Origin of the sequence: Streptosporangium sp. NPDC050284 (assembly GCF_044459525.1) — a bacterium.
Taxonomy (GTDB): Bacteria; Actinomycetota; Actinomycetes; order Streptosporangiales; family Streptosporangiaceae; genus Streptosporangium.
Genome location: NZ_JBITIZ010000034.1, coordinates 1 through 16645, shown reverse-complemented (window position 1 = coordinate 16645; position 16645 = coordinate 1). Strand labels below are relative to the sequence as shown.

Here is a 16645-nt window from a genome sequence, read left to right as displayed (position 1 = left end):
TCCTCAGAACGCGAACGCGCGGTCGACGGCGTGCAGGACCCGGTCCAGGTCGGGCAGGTAGTGGTCCTCAAGCCGCGAGGGCGGGTAGGGGGTGGAGGGTCCTCCGACCCTCAGGACCGGGGCCTCCAGGTGGTAGAAACACTCCTCGGTGACGCGGGCGGCGACCTCGGCGCCGAAGCCGTTGAAGACGGGCGCCTCGTGCACCACGACGCAGCGCCCGGTCGCGCGCACCGACTCCGTGACCTTCGCGATGTCGAGCGGGTTGAGCGAGCGCAGGTCGACGACCTCCAGGGAGCGGCCGTCCTCCTCGGCCGCCTTCGCGGCCTCAAGGCAGGTCTTCACCATCGGCCCGTACGCGAGCAGGGTGAGGTCCGTCCCCGGCCGCGCCACCCTGGCCTCGTCGAAGGGCGGCCAGCCGGAGGGTTCGACGTCCACCTCGGCCTTCTCCCAGTAGCGCCGCTTGGGCTCGAAGAAGATCACCGGGTCGTCACAGCGGATCGCCTGCTGGATCATGGTGTAGGCGTCGGCCGGGTTGGAGCAGGCCACGACGCGCAGGCCCGCGGTGTGGGTGAAGTAGGCCTCGGGCGACTCGCTGTGGTGCTCCACCGCGCCGATGCCCCCGCCGCACGGAATCCGTACGACGACCGGCAGCCTCAGCTTGCCCAGCGAGCGCAGCGGCATCTTGGCGAGCTGCGTGATGATCTGGTCGGCCGCGGGGAAGACGAACCCGTCGAACTGGATCTCGCAGACCGGGCGGTAGCCGCGCAGCGCCAGGCCGATGGCCGTCCCGACGATGCCCGACTCGGCCAGGGGGGTGTCGATGACCCGCTGCTCGCCGAAGTCCTTCTGCAGGCCGTCCGTCACCCGGAACACCCCGCCGAGCTTGCCCACGTCCTCCCCCATCACGAGGACCTTGGGGTCGTCCTCCATGGCCTTGCGCATCCCCTCGTTGAGCGCCTTGGCCATCGTGAGAATGCTCATGCCTCGAACCCCTCCAGGTAGGTGGCGAACTCGGCACGCTCGGCGTCGATCAGGGAGTGCCGCTCGGCGTAGACGTGGTCGAAGATGGCCGACGGCTCGGGGTCGGGTAGTTCGAGACAGCGTTTGCGGACGTCGCGTCCCAGCTCGTCGGCCTCGGCGTCGACCGCGTCGAAGAACTCCTGGTCGGCGAACTGGTTCTTGAACATGTAGGCCCTGACCCGCTCGATCGGGTCCTTGAGCTTCCACGCCTCCAGCTCGGCGGCCACCCGGTAGCGGGTCGGGTCGTCGGAGGTGGTGTGGGCACCCATCCGGTAGGTGAAGGCCTCGATCAGCATCGGCCCCTGCCCGGACCTGGCGTCGGCGAGCGCCTTGCGGGTGACGGCGAGGCAGGCGAGGACGTCGTTGCCGTCGACACGGACGCCGGGGAACCCGAACCCGCTCGCCCTGCGGTACAGGGGGATGCGCGACTGCTTCTCCAGCGGTTCCGAGATCGCCCACTGGTTGTTCTGACAGAAGAACACCACCGGCGCGTTGAACACCGACGCCCAGATGAACGACTCGTTCACGTCCCCCTGGGAGGTGGCGCCGTCGCCGAAGTAGACGATGCTCGCGGCCTCGGCGCCGTCGCGCTGGATGCCCATCGCGTAGCCGACCGCGTGCAGGGTCTGGCTGCCGATCACGATCGTGTAGAGGTGGAAGTTGTGCTCTGCGGGGTCCCAGCCTCCGTGGTTGACGCCGCGGAACAGGCCGAGCAGGTTGACCGGGTCGACCCCCCTGCACCAGGCCACCCCGTGCTCGCGGTAGGTCGGGAAGGCCATGTCGGCCTCGGTCAGCGCTCGGCCGGAGCCGATCTGCGCGGCCTCCTGCCCGAGCAACGAGGCCCAGAGCCCCAGTTCGCCCTGGCGTTGCAGTGCGACGGCCTCCAGGTCGACGCGGCGGACCATGACCAGGTCCCGGTAGAGCCCGCGGATCTCCTCGGGTGTCAGATCTATGTCGTAGTCGGGATGCTCGACCCGTTCTCCCTCGGGGGTCAGCAGCTGGATGAGCTCCGGAGGTGCTTCCGCACCACGAGAGGCGTCGGCTGTCACGTGCCACTCCTGTGTGCTCGGGGCCGTCTGGATGGGTTCTCCACCGTCGTCCGGCCGATTCGCGACGCGTTCGACCCTTCTGGTGGTGGTTCGTCCGCGCTTGTGGCCATCGTGGCAGAGGTCACATACCTGTGCGCAAGACCTGCCTCGACGTCCATATGATCCCCGTTCCCCGCGCGTTCCTTTTCACCCGCCCGTACCTCCGCGCGAGATCCGGCGTATCGCCTGCCACGTCGGGGATCCAGGGGCGTCACCCGCCGCCGGGTCCCTTCACCCGAGAGATCCGCGACCGCTCACCATCCGTGACCTTTCGCGCGGGATCTGTAGGTCCGGCCCCTGCACCGGAGCGCGGCCGGAGCCCGTTACTCTTGAGGCGCCGGACCGTCCCCGTCTCAACCAGGAGGAACACCGTGGCGCGCGTCATCGTCGACGTCATGCTGAAGCCCGAGATTCTCGACGCGCAGGGGCAGGCGATCGCCCGTGCACTGCCGCGGCTCGGCTTCGCAGGTGTCTCAGCGGTACGGCAGGGCAAGCGGTTCGAGGTGGAGCTCGAAGGGCCCGCCGACGAGGCGGCAATTGCGGACGTCCGAAAAATGGCCGAGACCCTCCTCGCCAACACGGTGATCGAGGACTACACCGTCACCGTCGAGTCCTAGGCCGTCACTCCACGCAGATCGACTGCACAAATCCGGCTATATCCGGCTTTATGGGCGGAGCAATCCCACGGCTTGACCACCAGTCAATAACATTACGGTTATTTTGCGGTTAGCCCGGATTCTGCAGGGAAGCCTTCACGAGGTGACGTCTTACCCCGGGAGGAAACCGGTGGACATGGAGTTCTCGCTGGCTCTGCCACGACAGGCCGTCGGTATCCCGATGGTCCGCAGGGCGCTCGGTGACTCCCTGCGCTCACTCGGCGTCACGGAAGACTGCGTCGCCGACATCCTGCTGGCGGTGACCGAGGCGTGCGCCAACGCCGTGAGACACGGGGGTCCGGCCACTCGTTACGAGGTCGAGACCACCATCGGCCACGGTCGCTGCGACGTCCGCATCATCGACCGGGGCCAGGGCCTCGTCCGGGTGCCCGAGCACTACCCGCCGACCGACGCCGAGAACGGCAGGGGCCTGCTGATCATGCAGGCCGTGGTCGACGAGATCTCCTTCGACATCACTCCCGGCCGCGGAACCGTCGTGCACCTGTGCAAGCACCTCGACTGGGACCACGACGCCGCCTACCTCCGCGACCGGGTGCTCGCCGCCGTCTGAAAGGCCCGCCCGGCCGCGCACCCGAGGCCATACAAGATCGTACGAGGCCGTACGAACCCGGCGGCCGCCCGCTGAGCTGTGCGATCGGACACTCCGCGCCTGAGCGCCCACCGGGAGCGGATAACCTGGAAGCACCGCCGCGGACCGACGTCCGAGTGTGTGAGACGCCGGCGCGGTGCTCGTTTGTGGAGGGGAACGCTGTCTTGTCTTCTTCCCCACGGCTGAAGCCGAAGGCAGGGTCTCCGCGCTGAAAGGAACACGATGAGTGCTGCCCGCGTGGGCGTGGTCACTTTTCCCGGAACTCTCGACGATCAGGACGCGGCTCGCGCCGTGCGCCACGCGGGCGGTGAGGCCGTCCCGCTGTGGCACGCCGACCCCGACCTCAAGGGAGTCGACGCGGTCTTCCTGCCCGGCGGATTCTCCTACGGAGACTACCTGCGCTGCGGGGCCATCTCCAGGTTCGCGCCGCTGATGGAGGAGCTGATCCCCGCCGCCAGGGCCGGGCTGCCGGTGCTCGGCACCTGCAACGGCTTCCAGATCCTCTGCGAGGCCCACCTGCTGCCCGGGGCGCTGATGCGCAACGCCGGGCTGCACTACGTCTGCCGCGACCAGGGCATCCGGGTCGAGAACACCGCCACCCCCTGGACCTCCGACTTCACCGAGGGTCAGGAGATCGTGCTGCCGATCAAGCACGGCGAGGGCCGCTACGTCGCCGACGAGGCGACCCTGAGCGCTTTGGAAGCGGGCGGGCAGGTCGTCTTCAGGTACGCGGGCGGCAACCCCAACGGCTCCCTGAACGACATCGCGGGCATCCGCAACGAGGCCGGAAACATCGTCGGTCTCATGCCGCACCCCGAGCACGCCGTCGAGGATCTCACCGGCGCCCCGAGCACCGACGGCCGCGGCTTCTTCTCCTCGATCCTGAAGAATCTGGTGAACGCATGAGTCTCGACACCGTCAAGCGGGCCGAGGACACCCCGGACGAGCGCCAGCCGTACGCCGAGCTGGGCATGAAGCTCGACGAGTACGAGCGGGTCCGCCAGATCCTCGGCCGCCGGCCCACCGGCTCCGAGCTCGCCATCTACAGCGTCATGTGGAGCGAGCACTGCTCCTACAAGTCGTCCAAGGTGCACCTGCGCCAGTTCGGCACCAAGGCCCCCAAGTCGGAGGCGCTGCTCGTCGGGATGGGGGAGAACGCCGGGGTCGTGGACATCGGCGACGGCTGGGCCGCCACCTTCAAGATCGAGTCGCACAACCACCCGTCCTACGTCGAGCCTCACCAGGGCGCGGCGACCGGCGTCGGCGGCATCGTCCGCGACATCATGTCGATGGGCGCCCGGCCGATCGCGGTGATGGACGCGCTCCGCTTCGGCGCGGCCGACGCCCACGACACCCGCCGGGTGCTGCCCGGCGTGGTCGAGGGCATCAGCCACTACGGCAACTGCCTGGGCCTGCCCAACATCGGCGGCGAGGTCGTCTTCGACCCCTGCTACATCGGCAACCCGCTGGTCAACGCCCTGTGCGTCGGCCTGCTGCGCAAGGACCAGATCAAGCTCGCGGTGGCACCGGGTCCCGGCAACAAGGTCGTCCTGTTCGGCGCCCTCACCGGCCCCGACGGCATCGGCGGCGCGTCCGTGCTCGCCTCTGCCACGTTCGAGGACGAGTCGCAGGCCAAGCGCCCCAGCGTCCAGGTCGGCGACCCCTTCATGGAGAAGCTGCTGATCGAGTGCTGCCTGGAGCTGTACCAGGCGGACGTGGTCGTCGGCATCCAGGACCTCGGCGCCGCAGGCGTCTCCTGCGCGACCACCGAACTCGCGGCCAAGGGCACCGGCGGCATGGACGTCAGGCTCGACCTCGTACCGCTGCGCGATCCCTCGCTGCGGCCCGAGGAGATCCTGATGAGCGAGTCGCAGGAGCGCATGATGGCGGTCGTCACCCCCGACGACATCGATGCCTTCATGGCGATCTGCGCGAAGTGGGACATCCCCGCGACCGTGATCGGCGAGGTCACCGACTCCAGTCGCCTCGTGATGACCTGGCACGGCGAGACCATCGTCGACATCCCGCCGGGCACCGCGGCCGACGAGGGCCCGGTCTACGAGCGGCCGTTCCACGAGCCCGCCGGCCAGGTCGCGCTGAACGGCGACGCCCCCGGCCGTCTCGCCCGCCCCGCCGACCTGCGCGCGACGCTGCTCGAACTCCTCGGCTCGCCGAACCTCGCGTCCAAGGAGTGGGTCACCTCCCAGTACGACCGGTACGTCCGCGGCAACACCGTGCTGGCCCAGCCCGCCGACGCGGGCGTGCTGCGCATCAGCGAGGCGATGCCCGGCGCCGAGGAGACGACCAGGGGCATCGCGCTCGCCACCGACGGCAACGGCCGCTACACCCGCCTCGACCCGTACGCAGGGGCACAGCTCGCCCTCTCCGAGGCGTACCGGAACGTGGCCGTGACCGGCGCGACGCCGCTCGCGGTGACGAACTGCCTCAACTTCGGCTCCCCCGAGGACCCCGAGGTCATGTGGCAGTTCTCCGAGGCCGTGCGCGGTCTCGCCGACGCCTGCAAGACCCTCGGCGTCCCGGTGACCGGCGGCAACGTCTCGTTCTACAACCAGACGGGATCCGTCCCGATCCACCCGACGCCGGTCGTCGGCGTGCTGGGCGTCATCGACGACGTGGCCTCGCGGGTGCGCACCGGCTTCACCGGCGGCGGCGACAGGATCGTCCTGCTCGGCGAGACCGAGGAGGAGTTCGGCGGCTCGGAGTGGGCGCACGTGGCCCACGGCCACCTCGGTGGCCTGCCGCCGGTGGCGCGGCTGGAGTCGGAGCGCGACCTCGCCCTCGTCCTGACGGAGGCCGCCGCACAGGGGTTGCTCACCGGTTCTCACGACCTGTCGGACGGCGGGCTGGCCATCGCCCTCGCCGAGGCCTGCATCGCCCAGGGCGTGGGCTGCGAGGTCTCCTTGACGGGCGACGACGCGTTCGTCGACCTGTTCAGCGAGTCGTCGGCCCGCGCGCTGGTGACCGTCGCGCCGGAGTCGTTCGACGCCTTCGCGCAGCTGTGCGCGGCCCGCGACGTCCCCTGCTACGGCCTGGGCACCACCGGTGGCGACTCGCTGAAGGTGGAGGGCGTCCTGGAGATCCCGGTCGCCGAGCTCAGGGAGACCCACACGTCCACCCTGCCGGGCATCTTCGGCTGATCCTCGTACGAGATCCCAGGGATCTCGGAGGTCTTTTCTTTGGGAGGCCGGGCCCTTCACCGTCGTGTGACGGTGAGGGGCCCGGCCGATCTATATGGATCACACGGTCGGCGCGGGGAGACGGCGTGGTGAGGACGGTGAGTCCCCACCGCGCCGCCCGCCCTTCGCGTTCCCGCGAAAACGGGCCGGACGGATCACGTGGGTCGCGTTCCCGTGAACCGGGTCGGGCGACCGGACGGATCACGAGGACGGCGCCCGGGCACGAGGATTCCCTTCCTGTGACCGCCACCGGTGGCATCACACGGTGGATCGCGCGGCCGTCCGCGTTCCACGGCACGTGAGCGCCCTGACAACCGTCCGGGATCTCTCACGTGCCGGTGGAGTGCCGCCGTAGATCAGGAGGCGCTCATGCAGAGCGCGTAGGCGGTGCCGCTGGTGTTCTTGCCGGCCACGGTCCAGCCGCTGCCGCTGGGCGCGCTCGTGTAGATCTGACCTGAAGCGCTACCACCGCTGCTGCTGAAGCCGCCACCCGTGACGACCTTGCCCGCACCGCAGCTCACGCTCTTGCTTCCGCCCTGACCGCCGAATGAGAAGGAGTCGGTGACGGTGGTGATGGTCGGGACAGCGCCCTTGCCGTCCTTACCTGCGGGACCGGCAGGACCCGCAGGTCCCGCGGGTCCGGCCGGACCGGTCTTGCCGTCCTCACCCTGGAGACCCTTGTCACCCTTGGGACCGGCAGGACCGGCAGGCCCCTGCTTGCCGTCGTCACCCTTGGGACCCTGGAAGCCCCTGTCACCCTTGGGACCGGCGGGACCCTGGTGGCCCTTGTCGCCCTTGGGACCGGCGGGACCCTGAAGGCCCTTGTCACCCTTGTCACCCTTGGGACCGGCGGGTCCCTGAGCGCCCGGCTTGCCCTCTTCACCCTGCGGACCCTGTGGGCCGGTGTTGCCCTTCTCCCCGTCGGCCCCCTTGGGACCCTGCGGGCCGGCCTCGCCCTTGACACCCTGCGGGCCGGTGGCGCCGTTCTTGCCGGGAAGCCCGCGCAGCCCCTGCGGACCCTGCGGGCCCTGCGGTCCGGCGTCGCCCTTGAGGCCCTGCGGACCGCGCTCGCCCTGCGGGCCGGCGCTGGCGATGCCCTGCTGCTGGGCCTCGCCCTGCTGCCCCCACCTGATCCGGATCTCGGTCGTCCTGCACTTGGCCGTCGCGTTGACGATCCGGGTGTAGCGCGTCTGCTTGTGAACGCACGCGTGAATCTCCGCGCCCGCCGACGAGGCGACGGCACTGCCGCCCGCGGTGAACAGCGTTCCGACGAGCACGCCAACGGTGACGGCGGCGAGCGAGCGTCCGCCCGGCAACCTGATAGCCACTGGGCTTCCTTTCTGCGACACCAGAGCCTGGTGTGATTGAAGAGGTACACGTAGTACACGTTTCAAGCGTTCCAAGGGTTGGCACGCCAAACATCACGCTTAGGCCTCGAAACCCTGCCGTTCGACTCGCCTGCCGACACCTGCCGCGTACGGGATAATCGGGCCGTTCGGGGGAACCCGCCCGCTGGGCGCGGACGAACAAAGACAGGGAACCGACAGGGTTCTCCAGACGCGGAGGCCACCGTGCCGACCATCAACCCGACAGACGCGGTCTCGGAAGACCACGCCCGGCGGGAACCGTACCTTCCACCGGCGACCCAGCCGATCCGCACCGTGGTGTGGGCGCTGCATCTGGCGCTGCCGATGCTCGGGCTCTGGCTGCTGCTCGCCGAGCCCGACCTGAACATCGTGTTGCACGACAATCCCAGTCATTTCTGGCTGATCATCACCATCGCCGGGATCAACCTGGTCCTGGGGCTCATGGTCGGCGAGGCGTCGGCCCGGCGCTCGGACGCCCGCCTGCTGCTGGTCTCCCTGGTCTTCCTGAGCGGCGCGGGATCGTTCCTGGTGCACGGGCTGACCACGCCGGGGATCATCCTGGAGGGCACGAGCTACGGCTTCGACCTCTCCCATCCGGTCGGTCTTCTCGTCGCCTCGGTGTTCGCGTTCGCGTCGGCGCTCCCCCTGGGCGAGCGGGCGGCCGAGGCCGTGCTGAGAAACCAGATGTGGCTGCGCGGAGGACTCGCCGCCCTGATCATCGGGTGGGGGGTGGCCTGTCTGGTACCGGACCTCACCCCGCTCAGCGGCTCGCCTCCCATGGGGACGGGCCTGGGCGGGCTGGAGTGGGTCGGGGTGGCCCTGTTCGCGGCTGCGTCGGCGATGATGTTCCAGCTGCACCGCAGACGCCCGGCGGTCGTGCTGATCAGCCTGGTCACCGCGTACGCGCTCCTCGCCGAGGCGCTGGTCGCGGGGTTGTCCCACCGCAACTGGCACCTGTCGTGGTGGCTGTGGCACGCGCTGCTGACCACCGCGTTCGTCTTCGTCGCCTACAGCGCCTACCTGCAGTTCCGGCGTGAGGGCACCAGCGCGGGGCTGTTCGACTCGGTGGCGCTGTCGGCGACGGTCCGCAGGATCAGAGCCGACTACGAGGCCGCCCTGGAGGAGCTCGTCGGCCACCTGCGGCGCAGGGAGGAGAGCAGGGTCCCGATCGCGGACAGGCTGGCGGGCAAGTTCGGGCTCACCGAGTCGCAGGCGGCGGTGCTCGACCGGGCGGGTGAGGCGCTCGCCAACGAGCGGGAGCTGAGCGACCGGCTCGCGGCGCTGGTCGACATCGGCAGGCAGGCCCGCGTGGGCCTGCCGGAGAAGGAGATGCTCGCCCAGGGCCTCGACCGCGTCCGGCAGGCGTACGGGGACGTACGGATCAAGCTGGTCGACAACGGCCGGGTCACCGTGAACTCCACGGAGTACGGCCGGCGGGACTTCCCCGAGGACCGGCCGATCCGGCTGGAGGGGAAGGTCATCCACCCGCTGATGGTGAAGGGCAGGCTCGCCGGGGCGATCGAGGTGCCGATCGGCAGGACCCCGCAGGACGAGGCGCTCGCCGCCACGCTCGCCGGCCAGATGTCCATCTCCCTGGAGAACGCCCGGCTCTACAGCGAGCTGGAGACCCTCTTCCGGCAGTACATGTCACCGGACGTGGCCCAGTCGCTGCTCGCCGACCCCCAGACCGCGGCGCTCGGTGGTGAGCTGGTGGAGCTAACCGCGCTCTTCGCCGATCTGAAGGGCTTCACGAGCTTCTCCGAGCGGGTGGCGCCCGGCGAGATCGTCGAGATGCTGAACCGCTACCACACCGCGGCCGTGCCCATCGTGCTCGGCAACGGCGGCACGATCGTGCAGTTCGTGGGTGACGCGCTGCTCGCGCTGTTCAACGCCCCGGCCCGGCAGGAGGACCATGCCCTCGCCGCGGTGCGGGCGGGCCTCGCGATGCAGCGGGCCGCTGAGGAGATCGCGGAGGGAATGCCCGGATATCCTCGCTTCAGAATTGGGATCAACACCGGTGAGGCGCTCGTCGGAAACATCGGCAGCCCCGAGTTGCGTGGTTTCAACGCGATGGGCGACTGCGTCAACGTGGCCGCCCGGCTTGAGGGGATCGCCGAGCCGGGCAGCGTCGTGATCGGCCAGAGCACCCTCGACCTGGTCGGCCCCCGGGCCGAGACCCGACCGCTGGGCCCGCTCAGCCTCAAGGGCAGGGCGCAACCCGTCCATGCCTACGTACTGGCCGATCTCAGGTAAAAGTACCTTTCGCCGCGAGAGCGGTGCGAACACAATCGAAGTCGCCAGGAGGTGGTCATGATTTCTTCCCCCGAACCGGGCGAATTCATCACGTTGCTCACGGAAGACGAGGTGAAGGCTCTGTACGCCGCCGGGAGGCCCCGGCGCTGGGACAGGGGTGACACGGTGTGCACCGAGGGCGACGAGAGCGACTGGGTGCTCGTCCTCACCTCCGGTCGCGTCAAGGTCTCCTCGCACACCGCGGTCGGCAGTGAGGTGGTCCTCGCGGTACGGGGACCCGGTGCGCTGCTCGGCGAGTTCGCGGCGATCGACGGGCTGCCCAGGTCCGCCACGGTCACCGCCCTCGAACCCGTGGAAGGGATCACGATCCGCGACTTCTCCTCGTACCTGCGTGCCCACGGGAGGGTCGCCGTACTGCTGATGCGGATGGTGATCGGCAAGATGCGCGACTCCGACCGCAAGCGCATCGAGTACGGCGCGTTCGACACCACCGGCCGCGTGGCCACCCGGCTGGTGGAGCTGGCCGAGCGGTACGGCGAGCCGGACAACGGCGGGGTGCGGGTGGCGCTGCCCCTCTCTCAGGACGAGCTCGCCGGCTGGACCGGGGCCTCCCGCGAGGCGGTCAGCAAGGCGCTGCGCTCCCTGCGTGATCGCGGGCTGATCGAGACGGGCCGGCGCCGCGTGATCATCCACGACATGGAGGGCCTGCGCAAACGAGCCCGCTGAGGGCCCCGACGGGGCGACGTACGACGTCCGGCAGACTTGGAGGTATGGTCGCAATCCCCCAAGACCTACCCGGATCCCCCGAATACGCATCTAAGCTCCGTTACGCATGGCGGGTCTGCTCGGTCACCAGCCTCGGCCTGGTCTTGATCGGCATCTCGGGCAGCACCCTGAACGTGGCGCTTCCCACCGTGGTCAGGCACTTCCACGCCGACGCGTTCTCCGCGGGCTGGGTCCTGCTCGCCTTTCTGCTCGTCAACACCGCGACGCTGGTGTTCTTCGGCAGGGTGGCCGACCTGCTCGGGCGCCGGGAGATCTACCTCGCGGGGTTCGTCCTGTTCACCGTGGGGTCACTGCTCGCCGGACTGTCGCCGGGCATCTGGTTCCTGATCGCGATGCGCGCGGTGCAGGCGATCGGTGCCGCGATGATCCTCGCCAACGGCACCGTGATCATCACCGACGCCTTCCCTCCCGACAGGCTCAGCCAGGGCATGGGCGTCTACATCGGCACCCTCTCGGTCGCCCAGCTCGCCGGTCCCACCCTGGGCGGCCTCATCGCCGACACCGCGGGCTGGCAGTGGGTCTTCTGGATGAACGTGCCCGCAGGGCTGATCGCCCTCGTCTGGGGCGCGTTCACGCTGCGCCACGTCCCGCGGGGGGCGCGCCGGCCGGTGGACGCGCTCGGCAACCTGATCGTGTTCGCCGCTCTCTCCGCGGCCCTGATCGCGCTGTCCGAGGCGGGATCGCGCGGCCTGTCGAGCCCCGTGGTGATCGTCGGCGTGGCGATCGCGGCGGTACTGGTGCCGGCGCTGGTCGTGGTGGAGCGCCGGGCCTCGCATCCCGTACTCGACGTGGGGCTGTTCGGCGAGCGCGTGCTCGCCTTCGCCAACCTCGCCTCCTTCTGCAACGCGCTGGCGCGCTCCGCGCTGATCCTGCTGGTCGCCCTCTACTTCCAGGCCGCCAGGGGTCTCGACGCCGTCACCGCGGCCCTGGGTGTGCTTCCCGTCCCGATCGGCATGGCCCTCGCCTCCCCGATCACCGGCGCCCTCGGCCGCCGCATCAGGCCGTACGCGCTCTCGGTGGGCGGCGCCCTGATGAGCGCGACCGGGCTGGGCGTCCTGCTGCTGAACACCGCCCCCGCCACGCCGTACTGGATCATCGCGGCGGGTCTGTTCCTGTGCGGCTGCGGCAGCGGCACCTTCATAACCGGCAACACGACCCAGGTCATGTCCGCCCTGCCCGCGGGGAGCCTGGGCGTGGTGAACGGCTTCCGACTCATGATCATGAACGTCGGGATCGTGTTGAGCGTCGCCCTCACGCTCAGCATCCTGTCCGGCTCGGTCAGTGCCGAACTGCGCGGCCAGGTCTACGCGGGCACGCTGTCGCGCCTGTCCCCCGTCGCCGTCGAGCATCTGATGACCGGCTTCCAGAGGACCTACGCCGTCCTGTTCGTCGTCGCGCTCACGGGCGCCCTCACGGCCGCCCTCGCCCGTCCCCGTCTCCTCGACCGTCCAGCGTGACGCCGCCCCCGGTCGGCCTTCGCGAACCGCGTACTCACCTTCCCCGCCGCCCCGTGATCGGCGAGACGACCCCACCGTCCCCCGGCGGATCCCCCTGACTCTCGCGTGGGCGCCGGGGGTGACCGTGCACGGTCGACGTCGCGTGTCGTCTCGCCGATCGAGGGGGACGCGGGTCAGGAACCGATCTTGCCGCCCTTCGCGTGCCAGGCGACCACGACGGACGGGCGGGGCTGGGAGGTGCCGCCGTCGGGCCAGCGGCTGCTGGGGGCCTCCGGAGTGGCGCCGTTGGTCTCACCGGGGTGCTGCACGGCGACGAAGACGCTGCGCTGGTCCTCGCTGACCAGCGGACCGCAGGTCTCGGCGCCGACCGGCACGCTCAGGAACTGCTTCAGGTGGCCGCGCTCGGGACCACTGACCGGCATGACGAACAGGCCGTCGTTGGCGCCGAGCTGGCTGCCGTCGGTGGAGATCCAGAGGTTGCCGTCCGCGTCGAAGGCGACGTTGTCGGGGCAGGAGATCGCCGAGACCTTGGTCTTGTCGAACCCCGCGAAGTAGGTCGCCGGGTCGTTCGGGTCGCCGCAGACCAGGGGCAGGGACCAGGCGAAGGTCGTGGCCCCGGCGTCGTTGCGCCGTTCGACGATCTCCAGGACGTGGCCGTGCTTGTTGGCCGGGCGCGGGTTCGCCTCGTCCACCTGGGCCGGGGTCCGGTTGGTGTTGTTCGTCAGTGCCACGTAGACGCCGCCGGTGACGGGGTTGCGCTCCACGTCCTCAGGACGGTCCATCTTCGTCGCGCCGACCTTGTCGGCCGCCGTACGCGTGTAGACGAGCACCTCCTCGGCCGTCATCCCGGGAACGTGCGAGACCTTGCCGGTGACGAGCGGGATCCACTCGCCCGAGCCGTCGAACAGTCCGTCGGCGGGAAGCCTGCCGGTGCCGTCGATCTCGGTGGCCGGGCTGTCGCCGGTGAACTTCGCCACGTACAGCGTGCCGTCGTCCAGCAGGGTCCGGTTGTGCCGGTCGAAGCCCCGGATGTAGCGCTGCCGGGAGACGAACTTGTAGACGTACTCGAACCGGGAGTCGTCACCCATGTAGGCGACCACCCGGCCGTCGGCGGCGAGGGAGGTGGTGGCGCCCTCGTGGGCCATCCTGCCCAGGGCGGTGCGCTTGATCGGGGTGGAGTCGGGGTCGAACGGGTCGATCTCCACGATCCAGCCGGTGCGGTTGATCTCGTTCGGGTGCCTGGCCAGGTCGAAGCGCTCCTCGACCCGGTCGAACCTGCGGTTGCCGCTCGGGATGCCCGTGGTGGTGTTCACCCCGTACCGGGCGAGGTACGGCTTCTGCGCCTCGGGCACGCCGTTGCCGTTGACGAAGTACTGGTTGAAGTTCTCCTCGCCGCTGAGCACCGTGCCCCACGGCGTGGTGCCGCCCGCGCAGTTGTTCAGCATGCCGATCGGCGTGGTGCCCCGGGGGTCGGCCGTGGTCCTCAGCAGGGCGCTTCCGGCCGCCGGGCCGGCGAACCTCATGGGGGTCTGCACGGTGATGCGGCGGTTGTAACGGCGGGGGCCCTTGGTGACCAGCTTCCACTGGCCGGAGCCGCCCACCCGCTCGATCTCGACCACCGAGCCGCCGTGCGCCGCCAGCGCGATCCTGATCTGCTCCTCCGTCGCGGCGGTGCCGTCCGTGTAGCCGCGGAACATGAGGTTCTCGTCGGTGTACTCGTGGTTGACCCAGAGCAGACCCCGGTGCTGCCCCATCGGGAAGAGGGTGACGTAGTCGCAGTTGTAGCCGAACTGCTTGGCCTGCGCGGCGGCAGTCTGCTTCTCGAAGTCGAATGCGGGGGCGCCGGGCAGAACCGGGTCGCCCCAGCGCACCACGGCCGCCGACAGGTAGCCCGAGGGGACCGTCACCTTGTCGTCGGTGTTCGGCGCGATGGCGGTGAAGCGGAGGCCGTCCTTCTGACCAGGGCCGTGGCCCGGACCGTGGCCGTGACCTCCGCCGGAGGTCTTCGCGTTCACATCCGTGTCCGGGTCGGCGAGGGCGGGGGCCGCCGTACCGAGCCCGACTCCGGCGACGACCGCGCCCAGGGCGCCGGCGCGCAGCATGCCCCTGCGGGTCATCGCCTCGGCGACCACGTCGCCGAAGTAGGTGTTGTCGCTGGTGTTCACCACATCGTGAGCGCACTGGTCACCGCAGCGGAACCGGCAGGTGAGCGCGCTGCGGCCCCCCTTGTGCGGGCTCGTGAGCAGGGGGAGCAGTCGGCGCGGTGACGTGTTCGCCACGGGGTCCTCCAAAAAGGGGCGAGGTCTTCCGGCCCGGAGGCTACGTGCGCCGGCCGAACCTGAGGTGAACGACGTTTGCCGGGATAATGAACCGTCTGTCCGAATGAGCTGTTCAGGCGAGCGTCACGCCCCGGACGAGCGGGCCCGTACGGGCCGCTCCGACACCGTCCGGAAGGTGCGAGTGGGCCCGGAGCCGTCCGCGGGCGCCGCTCAGGCGGGCATCATGGAGGGCGTGCCACCTCACAAACCCGACCCGGCCAAGGTCCGCGCCGCTCTCGACACCCAGCTGAGCGCCCTCGACGAACCACCCTACGACGGGCCGGGTGGGCTCGCGGCGCTGCTCGGCGCCTGCGTGAGCGTGGTGCTTCGAGCCTTCGCACGGGAGGTCCGCCCGGAGCGGGACATCACCCGCTTCGCCGTACGGCACCTGCTGGACGAGCTCGCGACAGCGGCCCCCGGCAGGACCGTCGAGGTGCGGGTCCCGCCCTACGCGGCGGTGCAGTGCGTGGAGGGGCCCCGTCACACCCGGGGCACCCCGCCCAACGTGGTGGAGACCGACGCGCGCACCTGGCTGGAACTCGCCACCGGCGGCCTGACCTGGTCGGAGGCGACGGCGGCGGGAAAGATCGCGGCGAGCGGCGCCCGCGCCGACCTGTCCGGCCATTTGCCTCTGCGATAACCCCCGGATACGCCGGGCACCCCCGGCGACGCTCGGCCCCCGGGTACGCCGTGGTACGCCGTCACGTGCCCTCACCGCACGCCCTTGATCCCCACCCGCCGTCACGTGCCCCCACGTACGCCCGTGAGCCCCGCCCGCCGTTACGGGGCGGGCGGAACCTGGATGCCGAACCTGTCCTCGACACAGCGCCGCTGGAGCTCGGGAGGCAGGTTCATGCAGTCGCCGACCTTGCTGTAGACCCAGCTCAGGAACACCGCCGCGATCACCAGGGTGAGCAGGCTCAGCACGATCCCCACCCAGGCGCGGCCTGGAGCCGACCGCTTGGTGAGCGCGACGATGCCGATGATCAGGCCGACGACCGCCACCAGTACGCCGAGGCCGCAGACGACGAGCGAGAGGATCGCGACGATCCCGAGCACGAGCGCGGCGGTGCCCAGCTTCCCGCTGGACCGGCGCCCCTCGTCCTGATACGCCGGATAGGGCGTGGCGTACGGGTAGGCGGGCGCGCCCGGCGGTGCGGGGTACGGGGTGCCGGCATAGGGCTGCTGGGAGGGGTCGGTCCCGGGTGGCGGCACTCCCGGACCACCGTAGGGCTGCCCGGCCTGCTGCGTCTCCCCGTATCTCGGCTGCTCGTATCCCGGTCCCGGTTGCTCGTAGCGTCCCGGTCCCGGTTGCTCGTAGCGCGAGGGCGGGGTGGGGGGCTCAGGGATCTCGGGGTGATCCGTCTCGGGCCTGCCGGACTCGCCGGAGGTCTCCGAGGCGCTCTCCCAGCCGGGGTAGGCGGACGGCGTGGTGCCGGGCACCGTGTAGGGCTGCCCCTCGGGCTCCCCGGCTCCCTTGGACGTCCCCTCCCGTGCTCCTTCGGGTGTCCTCTCGGGTGCCCCCTCGGACGACGGGCCGATCGGCGATCCCTGCGCCCCGAGGCTTCCCGGGGTCCCGGGAGACCCCGGCGTGACGTGCCTGCCACCCCCCTGGTCGGGCGGGGGTACCTCGGGCGCGGTCGGCGTGTCCGGGTGCGGCGGCACCTGCGGTTCCGTGGGGATGGAGGACGGCCGCCAGGTCGGCTCGTTGGGATCGGGCACGGGTGTTTCTGGGTCCGGCTCCTCCCACGGCTCGGGAACCGACGGCGTCGGGGGGGTGGGGGGGGGGGGGCCCCCCCCCCCCCCCCCCCCCCCCCCCCCCGGGCGCCCCCCCCCCCGGGGGGGGCCCCCCGGGGGCCCCCCCCCCCCCCCCCCCCCCCCCCCGCCGCCGGG

13 protein-coding genes are annotated in these 16645 nt (G+C 70.6%); 8 read left to right on the top strand and 5 right to left on the bottom strand.

The genetic code is table 11. From position 1 onward, the window contains the following. Positions 1–3 precede the first annotated feature (3 nt). Positions 4–981, bottom strand: coding sequence for an alpha-ketoacid dehydrogenase subunit beta (locus tag ACIBH4_RS38370; protein ID WP_362521859.1), 978 nt, complete (start codon positions 979–981; stop codon positions 4–6). Next, the gene (gene pdhA, locus ACIBH4_RS38365) at positions 978–2069 is read right to left on the bottom strand and encodes a pyruvate dehydrogenase (acetyl-transferring) E1 component subunit alpha (RefSeq protein ID WP_362521861.1); all 1092 of its coding nucleotides are present in this window, start codon (positions 2067–2069) and stop codon (positions 978–980) included. Before pdhA ends, ACIBH4_RS38370 begins: the two co-directional genes overlap by 4 nt. Before the next feature lie 410 nt (positions 2070–2479). Between pdhA and purS the strand changes: the two genes are divergently transcribed. From purS to purL, 4 genes are all read left to right on the top strand, one after another. Beyond that, positions 2480–2725 (top strand): phosphoribosylformylglycinamidine synthase subunit PurS, encoded by a 246-nt coding sequence (purS, locus tag ACIBH4_RS38360; protein WP_350950147.1) that lies wholly within the window; start codon positions 2480–2482, stop codon positions 2723–2725. 175 nt (positions 2726–2900) lie between these two features. After that, positions 2901–3335: an ATP-binding protein gene (locus ACIBH4_RS38355; RefSeq protein WP_362521863.1), complete on the top strand. Its 435-nt coding sequence runs from the start codon at positions 2901–2903 to the stop codon at positions 3333–3335. 261 nt (positions 3336–3596) lie between these two features. Continuing rightward, positions 3597–4280 carry a phosphoribosylformylglycinamidine synthase subunit PurQ gene (gene purQ / locus ACIBH4_RS38350; RefSeq protein WP_362521865.1) on the top strand — a complete coding sequence of 228 codons (684 nt, stop codon included), beginning with the start codon at positions 3597–3599 and terminating at the stop codon, positions 4278–4280. Continuing rightward, positions 4277–6532 (top strand): phosphoribosylformylglycinamidine synthase subunit PurL, encoded by a 2256-nt coding sequence (purL, locus tag ACIBH4_RS38345; RefSeq protein ID WP_362521867.1) that lies wholly within the window; start codon positions 4277–4279, stop codon positions 6530–6532. The genes purQ and purL overlap by 4 nt, the downstream gene beginning before the upstream one ends. 395 nt (positions 6533–6927) lie before the next feature. Here the strand turns inward: purL and ACIBH4_RS38340 are convergent, their stop codons facing one another. Beyond that, a complete protein-coding gene (locus ACIBH4_RS38340) occupies positions 6928–7899 on the bottom strand; it encodes a hypothetical protein (protein WP_362521869.1) in 972 nt (323 codons plus the stop codon). Between the two features lie 243 nt (positions 7900–8142). Between ACIBH4_RS38340 and ACIBH4_RS38335 the strand changes: the two genes are divergently transcribed. From ACIBH4_RS38335 to ACIBH4_RS38325, 3 genes are read left to right on the top strand one after another with little or no spacing between them, the layout of a single operon-like run. Further along, complete coding sequence (locus ACIBH4_RS38335; RefSeq protein WP_362521871.1) at positions 8143–10191, top strand: adenylate/guanylate cyclase domain-containing protein; 2049 nt, start codon at positions 8143–8145, stop codon at positions 10189–10191. 57 nt (positions 10192–10248) lie between these two features. Beyond that, a complete protein-coding gene (locus ACIBH4_RS38330) occupies positions 10249–10917 on the top strand; it encodes a Crp/Fnr family transcriptional regulator (protein ID WP_362521873.1) in 669 nt (222 codons plus the stop codon). 44 nt (positions 10918–10961) lie between these two features. After that, a complete protein-coding gene (locus ACIBH4_RS38325) occupies positions 10962–12434 on the top strand; it encodes an MFS transporter (protein ID WP_362521875.1) in 1473 nt (490 codons plus the stop codon). Positions 12435–12607: 173 nt separating this feature from the next. On the opposite strand, the gene ACIBH4_RS38320 is transcribed toward ACIBH4_RS38325, so the two are convergent. Further along, complete coding sequence (locus tag ACIBH4_RS38320) at positions 12608–14713, bottom strand: PhoX family phosphatase (RefSeq protein WP_362521877.1); 2106 nt, start codon at positions 14711–14713, stop codon at positions 12608–12610. Positions 14714–14936: 223 nt separating this feature from the next. On the opposite strand from ACIBH4_RS38320, the gene ACIBH4_RS38315 reads away from it, so the two are divergent. Continuing rightward, on the top strand, positions 14937–15392 hold the full coding sequence (locus tag ACIBH4_RS38315; RefSeq protein ID WP_350950171.1) for a sterol carrier family protein: 456 nt from the start codon (positions 14937–14939) through the stop codon (positions 15390–15392). 140 nt (positions 15393–15532) lie between these two features. On the opposite strand, the gene ACIBH4_RS38310 is transcribed toward ACIBH4_RS38315, so the two are convergent. Continuing rightward, positions 15533–16474 (bottom strand): hypothetical protein, encoded by a 942-nt coding sequence (locus ACIBH4_RS38310; protein WP_362521881.1) that lies wholly within the window; start codon positions 16472–16474, stop codon positions 15533–15535. Positions 16475–16645 lie beyond the last annotated feature (171 nt).

Bases quoted from the DNA above. Each gene is read 5' to 3' on its own strand.
- ACIBH4_RS38315 (WP_350950171.1), top strand. From the start codon at position 14,937: ATGGAGGGCGTGCCACCTCACAAACCCGACCCGGCCAAGGTCCGCGCC.
- ACIBH4_RS38330 (WP_362521873.1), top strand. From the start codon at position 10,249: ATGATTTCTTCCCCCGAACCGGGCGAATTCATCACGTTGCTCACGGAA.
- ACIBH4_RS38355 (WP_362521863.1), top strand. From the start codon at position 2,901: ATGGAGTTCTCGCTGGCTCTGCCACGACAGGCCGTCGGTATCCCGATG.
- purL (WP_362521867.1), top strand. From the start codon at position 4,277: ATGAGTCTCGACACCGTCAAGCGGGCCGAGGACACCCCGGACGAGCGC.
- purQ (WP_362521865.1), top strand. From the start codon at position 3,597: ATGAGTGCTGCCCGCGTGGGCGTGGTCACTTTTCCCGGAACTCTCGAC.
- ACIBH4_RS38325 (WP_362521875.1), top strand. From the start codon at position 10,962: ATGGTCGCAATCCCCCAAGACCTACCCGGATCCCCCGAATACGCATCT.
- ACIBH4_RS38370 (WP_362521859.1), bottom strand. From the start codon at position 981: ATGAGCATTCTCACGATGGCCAAGGCGCTCAACGAGGGGATGCGCAAG.